General features: G+C 53.4%; 16 protein-coding genes. 5 read left to right on the forward strand and 11 right to left on the reverse strand.

The features are described 5' to 3' along the window. Window positions 1-13: 13 nt before the first annotated feature. The 9 genes from R0137_RS04430 to R0137_RS04470 form a co-directional block, all read right to left on the reverse strand. A complete protein-coding gene (locus R0137_RS04430; protein WP_407328861.1) occupies window positions 14-1,597 on the reverse strand; it encodes an ABC transporter ATP-binding protein in 1,584 nt (527 codons plus the stop codon). A 5-nt stretch (window positions 1,598-1,602) separates the two neighbouring features. After that, window positions 1,603-2,490 (reverse strand): ABC transporter permease, encoded by an 888-nt coding sequence (locus R0137_RS04435; protein ID WP_407328863.1) that lies wholly within the window; start codon window positions 2,488-2,490, stop codon window positions 1,603-1,605. Further along, window positions 2,487-3,422: an ABC transporter permease gene (locus R0137_RS04440; protein WP_407328865.1), complete on the reverse strand. Its 936-nt coding sequence runs from the start codon at window positions 3,420-3,422 to the stop codon at window positions 2,487-2,489. The genes R0137_RS04435 and R0137_RS04440 overlap by 4 nt, the downstream gene beginning before the upstream one ends. A gap of 3 nt (window positions 3,423-3,425) precedes the next feature. Then, a complete protein-coding gene (locus tag R0137_RS04445; protein WP_407328867.1) occupies window positions 3,426-5,036 on the reverse strand; it encodes a peptide ABC transporter substrate-binding protein in 1,611 nt (536 codons plus the stop codon). 44 nt (window positions 5,037-5,080) lie between these two features. Beyond that, a complete protein-coding gene (locus tag R0137_RS04450; RefSeq protein WP_407328869.1) occupies window positions 5,081-6,730 on the reverse strand; it encodes a peptide ABC transporter substrate-binding protein in 1,650 nt (549 codons plus the stop codon). A 16-nt stretch (window positions 6,731-6,746) separates the two neighbouring features. After that, the gene (locus R0137_RS04455) at window positions 6,747-7,388 is read right to left on the reverse strand and encodes a hypothetical protein (protein WP_407328871.1); all 642 of its coding nucleotides are present in this window, start codon (window positions 7,386-7,388) and stop codon (window positions 6,747-6,749) included. 9 nt (window positions 7,389-7,397) lie between these two features. Beyond that, window positions 7,398-7,901, reverse strand: coding sequence for a polymer-forming cytoskeletal protein (locus tag R0137_RS04460; RefSeq protein ID WP_407328873.1), 504 nt, complete (start codon window positions 7,899-7,901; stop codon window positions 7,398-7,400). Window positions 7,902-8,007: 106 nt separating this feature from the next. Then, complete coding sequence (locus R0137_RS04465; protein WP_407328874.1) at window positions 8,008-8,565, reverse strand: hypothetical protein; 558 nt, start codon at window positions 8,563-8,565, stop codon at window positions 8,008-8,010. A gap of 11 nt (window positions 8,566-8,576) precedes the next feature. Further along, the gene (locus tag R0137_RS04470; RefSeq protein WP_407328876.1) at window positions 8,577-9,197 is read right to left on the reverse strand and encodes a class D sortase; all 621 of its coding nucleotides are present in this window, start codon (window positions 9,195-9,197) and stop codon (window positions 8,577-8,579) included. A gap of 218 nt (window positions 9,198-9,415) precedes the next feature. On the opposite strand from R0137_RS04470, the gene R0137_RS04475 reads away from it, so the two are divergent. From R0137_RS04475 to R0137_RS04490, 4 genes are read left to right on the forward strand one after another with little or no spacing between them, the layout of a single operon-like run. Beyond that, the gene (locus R0137_RS04475) at window positions 9,416-9,877 is read left to right on the forward strand and encodes an EF-hand domain-containing protein (protein WP_407328877.1); all 462 of its coding nucleotides are present in this window, start codon (window positions 9,416-9,418) and stop codon (window positions 9,875-9,877) included. Window positions 9,878-9,900: 23 nt separating this feature from the next. Then, on the forward strand, window positions 9,901-10,449 hold the full coding sequence (locus tag R0137_RS04480; RefSeq protein ID WP_407328878.1) for a sigma-70 family RNA polymerase sigma factor: 549 nt from the start codon (window positions 9,901-9,903) through the stop codon (window positions 10,447-10,449). Further along, window positions 10,436-10,852 carry a hypothetical protein gene (locus R0137_RS04485; protein WP_407328879.1) on the forward strand — a complete coding sequence of 139 codons (417 nt, stop codon included), beginning with the start codon at window positions 10,436-10,438 and terminating at the stop codon, window positions 10,850-10,852. Before R0137_RS04480 ends, R0137_RS04485 begins: the two co-directional genes overlap by 14 nt. Continuing rightward, window positions 10,845-11,303 carry a periplasmic heavy metal sensor gene (locus R0137_RS04490; RefSeq protein WP_407328881.1) on the forward strand — a complete coding sequence of 153 codons (459 nt, stop codon included), beginning with the start codon at window positions 10,845-10,847 and terminating at the stop codon, window positions 11,301-11,303. The genes R0137_RS04485 and R0137_RS04490 overlap by 8 nt, the downstream gene beginning before the upstream one ends. Before the next feature lie 53 nt (window positions 11,304-11,356). Here R0137_RS04490 and R0137_RS04495 read toward each other — a convergent pair whose 3' ends face one another. After that, entirely contained in the window at window positions 11,357-12,088 is a 732-nt protein-coding gene (locus R0137_RS04495; RefSeq protein WP_407328883.1) for a TorF family putative porin, read from the reverse strand. A gap of 308 nt (window positions 12,089-12,396) precedes the next feature. On the opposite strand from R0137_RS04495, the gene R0137_RS04500 reads away from it, so the two are divergent. Beyond that, entirely contained in the window at window positions 12,397-12,849 is a 453-nt protein-coding gene (locus R0137_RS04500) for a hypothetical protein (protein WP_407328885.1), read from the forward strand. Between the two features lie 47 nt (window positions 12,850-12,896). On the opposite strand, the gene R0137_RS04505 is transcribed toward R0137_RS04500, so the two are convergent. Beyond that, window positions 12,897-13,487 (reverse strand): DUF4136 domain-containing protein, encoded by a 591-nt coding sequence (locus R0137_RS04505; RefSeq protein ID WP_407328887.1) that lies wholly within the window; start codon window positions 13,485-13,487, stop codon window positions 12,897-12,899. Window positions 13,488-13,531: the final 44 nt, after the last annotated feature.

Here is a 13,531-nt window from a genome sequence, read left to right on the forward strand (position 1 = left end):
GCTATTGCGGATACTAGAGGAGAGCTCTCCCGGGAATCGCCCTCAAAAGTTGTTGTGTGTAGGCCTCTTGTGGGTCATTGAAGAGTGATTCCCCTGTACCTTCTTCGACGATCTTTCCCTGATAGAGAACGATGATGCGATCGGCCAAGTGTTTCACTACGGCCAGATCGTGGGACACGAATAGCATGGTAAGACCATATTCCTTTCCCAGATCCAGCATCAGATCCAGTATCTGTGCCTGAATAGTGACATCGAGCGCAGACACTGGCTCGTCTGCGACAACAAACTCCGGCCTCGTCGCTAGTGCTCTACCAATGGCGATACGTTGGCGCTGTCCTCCGGAGAATTCATGGGGATATTTGCGCACAAACGCGCGAGCGAGCCCCACATCATCCATAAGCTTGAGAACACCATCGGCAACGCTGCGCCGGTCTTCGATGCCGTGAAGCAGCAGGGGTTCAGCGAGGGTATCAAAGACTGTCATGCGCGGATTTAGCGAGGCAAAGGGGTCCTGAAAAATCATCTGCATGCGTCGACGCATGGTTTTGAGTGCAGGCCCACCCAGTTCGGTAACGTCGGTGCCATCGAACGTTACCTCTCCGCCGCTTACGGGTACCAGACGTAGCAGCGAGCGACCAATGGTTGATTTCCCTGATCCCGACTCTCCGACCAAACCTAGTATTTCGCCCTTGTGAATATCAAAGCTGACGTCATCAACGGCTTTTACCGTTTCTCCCTTGGCGACTTCAAACCATGTCTTTAGATTGCGAACACTTATGAGAGGCTCACAATCCTGCGACTGCGCTACCTTTGTCCCCGCAGGAATCGCTGATAGCAGTTTCTGGGTGTAGGGGTGCTCAGCATTGGTGAAAATTGCCTCGCGATTGCCGGCCTCGACAATTTTTCCTTGCTGCATCACGCAAATTTCATCAGCGATGTCAGCCACCACTGCCAGATCGTGGCTGATAAAAATTACGCCAATGTCTCTCTTGCGTTGAAGTTCAGCAATGAGCTCAAGAATCTGCGCCTGAATCGTGACATCGAGCGCCGTTGTCGGTTCGTCAGCAATTAGTAGCTTGGGTTCGTTAATCAGCGCCATGGCAATCATTACGCGCTGACGCATGCCTCCGGAAAATTCATGGGGGAAGGAATCCACCGTGCTTTCTGGATTACGTATACCCACCTCGCCCAAAAGTTCGATGGCTCGTGCGCGCGCCTCCAGCTTACTTATTCCCTTGTGATAAACGATGGGCTCAACCATCTGCTTACCGATGGTCATATAGGGGTTCAGGCAGGTCATGGGGTCCTGAAAGATCATTGCGATATCACGGCCACGGGTTTTGCGCAGTTGCCGCTCTGAGCACTGGAGCAAATCCTTGCCGTCGAACAGCGCCTGCCCTCCATCAATGCGTCCAGGCGGCATTGGGATGAGCCCGAGCATGCTGTAGCAGGCCACTGACTTACCGGACCCGGACTCGCCGATGATGGCAGTGATCTTTCCTGACTCAACGCTGAAGGAGATATCGTCAACTGCTTTGTTAACGCCATTGCGGGTTACAAAACTCACCGCTAAATTCTTGACTTCAAGTAAGGCCATAGCGATTAGTCCTTTGATCCACGAACGTCCAGCGCATCGCGCAAACCGTCGCCCAGAAAGTTCAGCGAAAAGAGTGTGATCGTAAGAGCAAGCCCTGGAAAAATCAGTAGCCAGGGATATTCCTCCATGGTTTCGGCTCCATAGGATATGAGCAGTCCCCAGGATGTCTGGGGAGGCTGCACGCCTAAGCCAAGAAAGCTGAGGAAGGCCTCAAGAAGCATTACGCTGGGAATTGTCAGCGTTGTGTAGACGATGATGGGACCCAGAGCGTTGGGGATCAAATGCCGACGGATGATGGTGCCTGGAGACAAGCCCAAAGATATGGCGGCCTCCACAAATTCTTGCTGTCGTAGCGACTGCACTTGGCCCCGCATGATCCTCGCCATAGTTAGCCATTCCACCGCCCCGATCGCCAAAAATAGCAGCAACAGGTTGCGCCCGAAGACCACCATTAAAAGGATGATGAAAATCATGAAAGGCAAGGCATAGAGAATATCCACGAGGCGCATCATCACCGCATCGACTCGGCCACCGACATAACCAGCGATAGCCCCCCAGGTAATGCCTATAAGCAAAGCGACAGAGGTAGCAATGAAGCCTACTGCTAGCGATATGCGTCCCCCGTAAAGAATCTGGGTAAGCATGTCGCGGCCGAAAATGTCCGTGCCCAACCAGTGCGCAGCTGAGGGTGGCGTCGCGCCTAGATCAAGATCCTGAGCATCGTATGCATAGGGTGCGATAAGCGGAGTCAGCAATGCGAGCACGATGCACACCAGAAGTACGCAAAGACCCACAATGGCGAGGCGGTTTTTGCGCAGACGTAGCCAGGCGTCTTTCCACAGCGAAGTACCTTCCTCTGCACTGGCGATATCTGTTAGTACACTGGTATTCATGATGCGCCCCCAAGCTGGTGACGAAGTCTTGGATTCATCCAGGCTGCGACGATGTCTGACAGCAGGTTGAAGAGCACGATAAGCGTTGAAAGGAACACTGTGGTTCCTAGAATCATGGTGTAGTCACGGTTAAACGCGGCTTGCACATAGAACCTACCAAGGCCAGGTATCTGGAAAATGGTCTCTACAACGAAGGACCCAGCGAGTAGTCCCGCAAAAGCGGGCCCCAGGAAGGTGACCACGGGCATGAGTCCGCCGCGCAATGCGTGTTTGGTGACGACCTGCCATTCCGGTAAGCCTTTGGCACGGGCGGTACGGATATAGTCCTGTGAGAGGACCTCGAGCATGCCAGCGCGCGAGAGACGGGCGATGTATGCGGCATAGCCCGCGCCTAGGGTGATACTGGGAAGAATTTTATCTCCGGGTATATCGCCCCACCCTGAGACCGGTAACCACTCCAGCTCTATGCCAAACAACAGCACTAACAAGGGACCCAAAAGAAAGGACGGCATACAAATCCCGATCATCGCTAAACTCATAGGGATATAGTCTTGGGGCGTATTGGGTCTTAGTGATGCGATGACGCCAGCAAGGCCCCCGATTAACACTGCAACCAAAAGTGCATAGAAGCCGAGCTCCGCCGTGACGGGTAATCCTGCGCCAATGAGTTCATTGACGCTGCGCCCCGGATACTTAAAAGAGGGTCCAAATTCTCCCGAGGCTAGGTCGCCCAAGTATGCGGTGTACTGTTGAAACAGTGGCAGGTCCAGTCGGTACTGTTTTTCTAACGCGGCTTTTACTTCTGGGATAACTGCTTTTTCACTATCAAAAGGCCCGCCTGGCGCAACTCTCACCAGAAAAAACGTCACGGTAATAACGGCCAGCAAGACCGGAATGGCCTGCAGTAATCGAACGCTGATGAATCGCCACATAAATTAGGTTTCCGGAGATTGCCATGTCCACGCGGTAGCGTCGGAATCGAGCTCCACGTATTTGTAAATGTAACCAGTTACTACACGACCATGCATGCCCTTGACGCTGGGTTGTAACAGGCGCTTTTCGGTGTAGGTTGCGACGGGAAGCAGTGGTGCTTCCTCGAGAAGTATTTCTTCGGCTTCGCTGTAAATAGCCATGATTTCTGACTGGTCGCCGGTGCTTCTGGCTTGATTGATCACAAGGTCATCGTAAACGCTGTTCGCGAAGCCTGTGTTGTTGATGGGCGAATCACTAATCATGTAATCCAGGAAGCTGTTAGGTGTCACATCACCGTTCCAGCCTCTTCGCGCAATCTCAAAGTTACCCTCGCGAACAGCGGTTAGGAACACCTGCCATTCCTGGTTCTCCAGTGTGATGTCGATGTTCAGGTGCTTCTTCCACATCTGTTGCACTGCTACCGCAATCGTTCGGTGATCCTCGCTGGTGTTATAGAGCAACGAAATTTCTGGAAAACCTTCTCCATCCGGATAGCCAGCCTCGCTCAGTAAGCGTCGCGCTTCGTCGGGATCAAAGCCGAGAGGATCAGGAGGGGTATAGTTGGGCATCCCAAAGGGCACATAACCACCCCAGGCGATGGCGGTGTCGTTTAAAACGTTTGTAGCGAGCGTTTGCCTATCAACGGCCAGCACAAGTGCACGACGTACTCGACGATCATCCATTGGAGGCACTTTCATATTGAATACATAAAAGTAGCTCGCCATTTGCGGCATTTGAACCAGCGGTGAGTTCGGCTGATTGCGATAGCCGGGCGTCTTGCTGTTGGGAACCATGCTCGTGGCATGAAGCTGACCACTACGAAACATTTTTTCTTCAGTTGCCGCGCCTTCAATAGGGCGGAAGACGATGCCGTTCAGTCCAACGGCTGCGGCGTCCCAATAGTAAGGGTTGCGTTCTACGCGAAGGTATCGCTGCAGCTTCCAGTTAGTAAGTCGAAACGGCCCATTGCCGACAATGTTCTCGGGGCGAGTCCAATCTGAGTAACGGACCCGCGTCCCTCCGTGCTTTTCGAGGGTCGCTCGATGCAAAGGCGCCATGTACACGTAAGTGAAGTTTATGATGGCAAAGGGGTTGGGGTAGGCGAGTTCAACCCGCAGTGTGTGCGCGTCGATGACGTCTACACCGACCTCATTGAAGTCATTAATCTCTCCAAGATGGTAGGCTTCCGCATTGCGGATAACAAAGAATATATTGGCCAGCTGGTTGCCAAGAAGTGGGTTAAGGGCTCGCTCCCAAGACCAGTAAAAGTCTTCCGCCGTGATCGGTTCGCCGTTTGACCACCGTGCTTCCGGGTTGAGGTGGAAGTCGATAAACAGAGCGTCATCGCTGAACTCCCAGCTTTGGGCAACTCCAGGGGAAATCGATTCATCGTAGGGATTGCGAATGACCAGCGGCTCAAACAAAGCGTCTGCCACGTTCGCCTCGGGCGACCCAGAAAGCACATGAGGATCAATGGTTTGGGGTTCAGTGCCGTTTCCCAGATATAGAATGCCGTCCCGATTGCCTTCCACGACGCGGGACTCTCCCGGAGAGCATCCCGTAACGCCGGTCATAACTAACGCCACCAGTAGCGCGCCGGAGAACGGTGCGCATAGCCTCATCGCGTGCATGGCTCTGAAGAATTTACGCGATTAGGGTCTAGCCAAACGTACTTCAAATTAGGGGAGTCCATTAGATTGGAGGGCATGCCACAAACGCTGTGCTGGGTCAGGTGCTTGCTCGTATAGGTATAGATGGGAATGATCGGCATCTGCTCCATAAGCATTTGCTCGGCCTTATAAAAAGCGGCGTAGCGATCTTCTCGTGTCTTGGCCTGCGGAGCAGTCTCCTGAATCAATTTATCGTAGCGTGGATCTGCATAACCGGTGTTGTTATTGCCACCACTAGCGAGATACAGATCGAGGAAGTTATTGGGATCCACGTAATCTCCAATCCAGCCCCGGCGGGCGAGATCAAAATTCATGTTGCTTACAGAGTCTAGGTAAACCTTCCATTCCTGATTTGATATCGTAACTTCGATGTTCAGGGCATCCTTCCACATCTGCTGAAGTGCTACGGCAATTTTTCTGTGCGCTTCCGAGGTGTTGTAGACGATTTCTACACCTGGCCAGTTTTCGCCGTTGGGGTATCCCGCTGCGGCTAGGAGTGTTCTTGCCCCATCCAAGTCGTAGCTAAAGGTTTTCGGTGGTTGATAGCCTAAGGTTCCCGGCGGAGTGATGCTGTAAGCGGAGACGGCAGATCCCTGCATAACGGTACGCATCAGTGTGTCCCGATCGACGGCCATAGCCATCGCTTTACGCACTCGCGCATCGTTCATCGGTGGGCGTAGCGTATTGACCAAATAAAAGTAGGTTCCAAGATAGGGCTCTTGCCGATAGGGAGAGTTCTCCATTGCTTGGTAAGCGGGGATCTTGTCCATGGGGATCACATCGGTGTGGTGGAGCTGGCCTGCCCTGAAGCCCCGCTCTTCGGACACGGTGTTTTCCGTCGGATAAAAAATCACTCTGTTAAGGCGCACATGATCGCGATCCCAGTAGGTGTCGCTCTTTCGCATGCCGATACGCCGATTGAGTTTCCACTCGTCAAGTACAAAAGCACCATTACTGACGATATTTTCGACGCGCGTCCACTTCGTGAAACGATCGGTAAAACGTCCGAATTTCTCAATGGTCGGACGATGTACAGCAAAGGTGCTGTAGTGATCCATGAGTTGAAGAAAGTACGGCGTAGGGTCAGTGAGGGTGACCACTAAGGTCTGCGGGTCCGGTGCTTTTACCCCCACCTCTCCAAAGTCATCAATTTGGCGGTTAAGGAAAGCCTCTGCATTTTTGACGGGGAATAGCATGTAAGCGTAGAGATTGCCCATATCGGGATGCAGCGCTCGCATCCAACTCCATACATAGTCATCGGCAGTCACAGGATCGCCATTCGACCATCGTGCTTCAGGGTTGATGTGAAAAGTGATGACTCGACCGTCGTCACTGAATTCCCAGCTCTCTGCCACACCGGGTTCGGGTTCGAGCGTATAAGGATTCTTTACGGCAAGGCCCTCAAACAAAGCCCTGATCAAATGGTTTTCAGGAACACCGGTAGCCACATGAGGATCAATACCCTGGGGCTCACTGCCATTACCAAAATGCAAAACACCTTCACGGTTACCCCGTTCAACATTGGATTCACCGCTGGAGCACGCGCTCAATAACGCGACGACTAACAAAGCTGAGAGTAGGGGTATGCGAGCACGCACGGGGGTTCTTTCCTTCTTAGATAGTATCGCTGACTAAAAGAAACTCAAGACGGCCATCGCCATGGAGTACACCTTGATCGATGCGCAGTTCACTACCCAGGGCATTGTTCACTATTTTACGGTTGTGTGGATAAAGCTTGGCAGCCGTTTGATTATGTACGGCGATGAGATTGTCTCCGGCCATCCCCATGTGCCTGAGTAGCTGCTCAGTGCCGCGCTTGTGCAGCATGAAGCCGTGGCCGCGACAGTCGGGGGTGAGGTAGCGTCGCAGGAATGCGGAAAATGCCGTAAGCGCATGCTCGTGAAGATGATTGAGTGTGTCCCAGAAAAACACCAGGTCATAGCGATATGCGCCCATGGAAGACAGTATGCCACTGAGCTCTAGCTGCATTTGTTGATTTGATGGAGGATCTTCCATCCGCTCTTCGAGGCCGGCAGACCACTCCAGCAGGCTGTCTGCCGCGTCCAATACACACAGACGGCAGGAGAACTGGTTAAAGAATTCCAGGCTGCCGCTATTGGCGCGACCGAAGTCGAGGATATTTAGTGTTCCGAGGGAGGCAAGACGTTTTTCGTCGAGCATCACCGGCAGCAATCGACTTGTGATTGTCGCCGGTGGATCGTTGCGATCGGACTTCTTTCCGGATAGACCGACCACCGGGTTCGATTATCCTGCTTTGTCGATACTGTGAACCTCGGATGCAGGGCTGGGCGCGGGTTTCGCTGCGGCAGCTGGCTTGCTGCCTCCCATATCGATGCTGCCTTTAAAGCGTCCGCCGTCTTCGAGCATTACTCGAGGAGAGCTCACATTGCCTTGTACATTACCTGATGCACAAATCACAACGCGCTCACTGCCGTCGATATCACCTTTCACTTCGCCCTCAATGCGTACAGTCTTTGCGCTGATGTTGGCCTGTACACGACCAGATGTGCCGACAACTAATTCATTATCTGACAGGGTAATAGTGCCAGTTACTTCGCCCTCCACCAGCAGATCTTCGCTGCTCATGATGTCGCCGTTGACTTTAACCTTGGATCCGATCACTGCAGTTACTCCCTGTGGGCGTTTAGCCGGTGTAGTTGGTTTGGTTACGGCGGGTTGCTCCGACGTGGTGGTGGCAGCGGGACTGTGGTCCGGCGACTGCGGTTTATTACTTTTGCGCTCAAACATTACTCTGCTCTTTTTTGAAACGGGTGACCGCCCTGCGGTGACCACAAAGGGAACCCTAGGGGCAAGGCGGTCATCAACTGGCGGACGGCCAGCGGTTTATCCTAGTTCAAGCTTTTGCGCGTCGCAAACGACGCTGCGCAGTCATCGCAAAGCCCAGACCCAGAAACGCAATACCTGCGCCTAGCGCCGCGTAAAGTGGCGAAGCGGTCTTGGGCATGGCAACTACAGTTGCTTCTTCTATGCTGATTAGCTCTTCATCACCATCAAAAGCACCATCGTCAACGGCGAGAGCGAAGCGGTCTTCAGGAATGTAAACATTCAATTCCTGTCCGGGCAGAAGCTCGCCCGCGCGATAGGTTCGACCTTCTATGTTTGCACGCCAGCTGTTGTCCACGGTGATGCTGCGCTGCGCACCTTGAGATCCGTCGGTATGCTGGGGTCGGAAAGTCAGTCGGTTACCCCGTACTCGAGTCAACTCAATGGTGACCTTGGCATAAAGCTCATCGTTACGGGCGTAAACGCCCTGACAGGACAAAGCAATATCCGGATTAGCTGATAGAACTTGCGCGGACCATACCAGGTCATCGCAAGTTGGCGCGTCCTGTGCCAAAGCCTGTCCACTCATTGCGAGAGCGATTGCAGCACCTATTATGTGTTTTTTCATATTTTGCTCCTTCAGGAAGATTGACCAGTGGTCGGTGGTTTTTGCGCCGGTGTGGCGCGTACGAGAAAACGTTGGGGGGCACTGCCCGCATAGTAAAAGGGGTAACAAGTAACGATGGTTAAACGGGGGTCCTGCGAGTCTTGTAGATACTCAAGCTCGTCAGGCTCAATGATGCGCAAGTCTTCAACGATAAAGTGTCGCTCCCCATTGAGAGTGTCTAAGACCAGATTGTCGCCAACGGCGACGTCCTTGAGTATTCGAAAGTATCCATCACGATGGCCGGCAATACCGATATGTCCCGGCTCGTGAGGGTAGGCCATACCATCTATAACTCCGGCGCCTCGATCCATATTCAGGTCACTGGCGCTGTTGTAAACAGGCACACTTAGGCCGAGGCTTGGCGCCCGTAACACCGCTAAAACCGGCGAGTCTTCAGTTTCGATCGCTCGGAGATAAGCATCTTTACGAATGTCCGACCACAGTTGCATATCGGGTAAGGCATCGATGGACTGCGCTGCGCGCACTTCACTGCGCAGTAACACGACGGCAAAAAAGGCGATTAGCAGCGCCCCGAGAAAATAACAGGCCACTTCCGGAAAGACGTTGGTAGCGTCTCTCCGAGATAGACTCAAGGGGCTATTTTTAGGATCAACAGCAGGCACTTTTAGTCATCCAAAGATCTGTAGGGCGTAGGCATTCACCAAGAGTTTACGCGCAAACGTTGGTTTCATCACTCTAAACTAGACCTGAGAGGCGTTAATCTCAAGTCATAATTCAATTCGACGGATTCTCTCTTTCACGCCGTATGAGTAGGTGACATTCAACAGTCTTAATGATTTGGAGTAGTACGATGAAGAAAACATTGCTTGTACTGTCGGGAACCGCTGTGCTGTGTGTATCAGCGGCCGTCATGGCCCAGCCAAAAGGTGGCATCTTGAATTTGGACGCCGATGGCGATGGACGTATCAGCCGTGAAGAGTTTCAGCCGCGCGGTGATCGCGGAGGCCCCAAGATGTTCAAGAGAGCGGATAGCGATGGTGATGGAGATATCACGAGAGATGAGATGCTGGCAGCGGTAGCAGCTTCCGAAGAGCGTCAACAGGAGTTGCAATCGAAGATTCCAGAGGCATTTGATGCCATGGACACAGACGGGAACGGTGTCGTGAGTAGTGCGGAAGCACAGGATCATGCCTTTGGGCGCCTGGACGTCGACGGAGATGGTTTTGTGAGCCAGGCGGAGTTAAAAACCATGCGTGACAAGCGCGGGGAGCGTCGGAAGCGCCATAGTGGAGAAGACCCCAGCCCTTCCTGAGCACTGTAAAAATTTAGGCCTTCATGAATCGAGAAAACGAGGCATTGCTGGTGGGGCGCGTCGCCAAGGGTGACCGGGCGGCGTTCGCCCAGTTGTTGCAGACACACCAGCAACCTCTGATTCGCTACGCCAGGCGTATGCTCTCGGAAAGCAGCGGTGCAGACGATATCGTCCAGGAAACATTTATCCGGCTGTGGACTCGCGCTGGCAGTTTCAATAGCAGCAGCGCGCGTCTCACGACCTGGCTTCACAATATTGCCCATAATTTGTGCATCGATAGTTTTCGACGCAATGCTCGGCTCTCGTTTACCGACGAAGAAGTGGCGATGGAAGTCAGCGATGTGGGGCCCGATAGCCAGTTCGAGGCCACAGAAAAATCTGATCAGGTTCGCGGCGCACTACAAAAGCTTCCCGAGCGGCAGCGGAGCGCGCTGTTGATGTGTCACTACCAGGGTTTGTCCAATCGAGAGGCGGCAAACATTCTGGACGTATCGGTAGATGCCCTTGAGTCGCTGTTGGCCCGGGCACGCCGCCGATTGAAAGAGGAGTTGCTAAGCAATGATGAGTCCTGAGCGATTTCAGGAGCTGCTGGATACCTATGGTGGCCGTGAAGAGCGCTGGCCAGACGAGCAGCGTAAAGCTATGCAAAGCTGTGTGGAGGCCCATCCTGAGCTCGGCCTGCAGTTGCGGAAGGCGCAGGAGCTGGATCTACTGTTAGATAGCTACGTGCCTGCCACTACTGATCTGCAGCAGCGAGTTATCGCGGCTTTACCCATCCCTCTCGCGGATCGAATTTTGGCCTGGTTGGTGCCCCAGTCCCCTCAGCTTTGGTGGCGTCCGGTTATGGCTGCTTCCCTGCCTCTTGCAATGGGTCTTGCCATTGGGATGGGCTCTTCAGGTCTTGCACTCACCGATTGGGAGTCACACGAGCGTAGCTTACTTATGCCTGCGACAGCCGAGGTTTGGTATGAATAGAAACAATTACATTGTCATTGCGCTGTTAGTGTCTTTAGCGGCAAATCTGCTGATCGTGGGATTCATGGTCGGCAAGAATCGCAATGCTAATAGGGCGCCACCCCCCATGGCGTGGATGGCCGAGCAGCTTTCATCGGAGACGCAACGTAGAGTTCGCGGACAGATGCGTTCACAGCTCCCTGAGGTGCGTCCATTGCGGGAAGATATGCGCCAGGCTCAGGCGGCTGTTCGTAAAGCGGTCTCAGCGGAAGCCTTTGATCCCCAGGCTTTGGAGCGTGCTCTACAGCAATCTCGGGAAGTGACTGGTCGTTATCAGGCGCTGATACATGAAAATCTGGCCGCGGTTGCGGCGGAGTTGCCTAGAGAGCAGCGCATTGCCTTGGTCAGGGCCGCTTTGCAGCGCGGGCAGAACGCAAAAAAGCCGTCACGCAAACCAGACAATATCCGGTGATTGTGACGGCCAAACTTTTTGTGGAACCTGGGACTTCTCGTTAGAGCTCGGTGTTAGAGCTCAATGTCTACTGAGTAAGACACAACAACCTTGTACTCATCGTTGTCGTAACCGCCGTCAGCGGCTGGACCTGACACGTTAGTGTCTGTGAACATGAATCCGAATCCGCCTTTAGAAAGGCTGATGTTGTAGTCGTAGTAACCGCCATCTGAACCATTAAAGGCTTCAGCGAAATCACCGTCGTGGTAGCCCACGTGTAAGCCGATCCCAATGCCGTCGCCTACTTCAAAGCCGTAGTCGGCAGAAACGTAGTACGTGCTGCCTGCACCAAAGTCCTGGCCAACGCCTTCGTCAGCCTCTGTGTTTGTGAGGACGTAAGCTGAAGCGCTGAAGCCGCCAATGCCAACGGTTGCATAAACTTCGCCAAAGTCGAAGTTAGCTTCTTCGTCATAGTTGTAATAGAGGTAGCCGACGTCCCAACTGATGCTGCCTGTCTCGAAGGCGTAACCCGCGTAGAGGTCGTGCTCGTAAGAGTAAACGTCTGAAGGGCCATAGTTAACATTGGAAACCCAGGTACCGACGTAGAAGCCGCTGTCTGTGGCGTAGTCGATACCACCCTGAACTGCAGAGTTGTTTTCAGTCTGTGTGAGACCACGCCAGATGTAGTTGTTGGTCACAGAGGCATTAGCGCTCAGTTCCCCAGCGTGTGTCGGTGCGGCGATTGCTGCACAGCCGGCCAATGCGGTCAGCGCGGCAACACGCTTCAAATTTTGCATGTTTTGCATGGATATCCTCTCTACCCTAAAAGTTGTGTTCGGTGCGGTGGTGTGCGGAACGTCTACGGACCACGATTCCCTCGCCCGAGGCACTGTCAGCAAGAACCAGACCAGAAGTGAAATAACGCGGGATTGCGGCGGCTTATCTGCAGGAGGATCCCTAAGTTGCTTACGTTTGGTTGGCACAAAAGAGGCAGTAAGCTGCTTTGTGGAGCGCTGCGCTCTATTTTGGTGCATTGCTTTTGGTGGCTCAGAACGGGGTTTAGAATCGTCCGCGCTCCGCTATACTTTTATGCCCTGCCGATGGAAATAGTCCTATGCGAGTTGCCCTGACCCTTACCTTGAGTTCACTGTTCCTGCTGCCGATCGCGAGCTATGCGGACCCCTGCTCAGAAGTTGTGACTGATACGGTCGCTGAGATGCGAGCCGGTGCCGACGGCTGGTGGAGTGAGGACATAGAAGGCCTGGTTCGTGCTGCTGCGGGCTCAGCCTGTATAAAGGCGCAGTCCACACGCTATCAAGCAGCAAACGAGAGCATGGTGGAGAGTGTTGCTGTAGACGGTTCAAATATTCCAGCTCCTAGTTCGAGTGAGTCGGTGGCTCAGGCGGAAGCCGAGGCGCAGTCCGAAACTGCCGAGGTCTCTGACGGGGGGGATGAGGAAGACGGCAGCTGGAGTATTGGCGGTTTGACGATTCGCAGCATGTCGGGATCTCCCTCCCAGAAGCCCTACGAGCGAGCACGCCAAACTAAAAAAGAAGAAGAGCAATAAAAAAGGCGTGGGGTTATGCCCTCACGCCTTTTAAGAAACCAATCGATTTACTGAGCCATCGAGCCGGGGGGGAAGCCCTCGAGGATTTCATTAACGATTTCTGTGATGGTCTCATCAGGGTTACGGAGCATGCTGTCGGTGATACGTTTGGTGGCTACGCCATGCCACGCCGGCTTGTGCTCTGCAACGTCGTAGATGTCGATGGCCAGTGTGCCTTCTACGTACTGCTGAACGTCAACGTTTGATCCGCCGCCATATCCGCCGCCGTAATAGGGCGCCCCCCAACCCCAGCCACCGTAGTAGGGACGGTAGGGCTCAGGGTAGCTATTCACTTTGATTTTGTCTCGGGCTCCTGAGGTATAACCGATGGCAAAGTCGGCTTCTTCCGCGTTTGCGACGATTCGGAAGCCTTTGGCATTCAGAATGTCCTCAGTGATGCGCATTAATCGGCCCTCAAACAATGGCGACCCTGGGGGTGAACCTTCTGCTCGCATTAAAGGATGATCGCTGATGAACGCGAAAGTCTTGTAATTCGAAAAGTCGACACTGGGATCGTAATCGATCACGGGAGGGTTGGAGCTGCAGCCTGCTATCGCTACTGCGATGGTAGCGACAATTGCCAGAAAGGTTTTTTTCATAATTGCGGACTCTAATTTTTGCTTAGCGCTGGGTTTGTAAAACG

The sequence above is a fragment of the Congregibacter brevis genome (assembly GCF_045689245.1).
In the GTDB taxonomy this organism is placed as follows: Bacteria; Pseudomonadota; Gammaproteobacteria; order Pseudomonadales; family Halieaceae; genus Congregibacter; species Congregibacter brevis.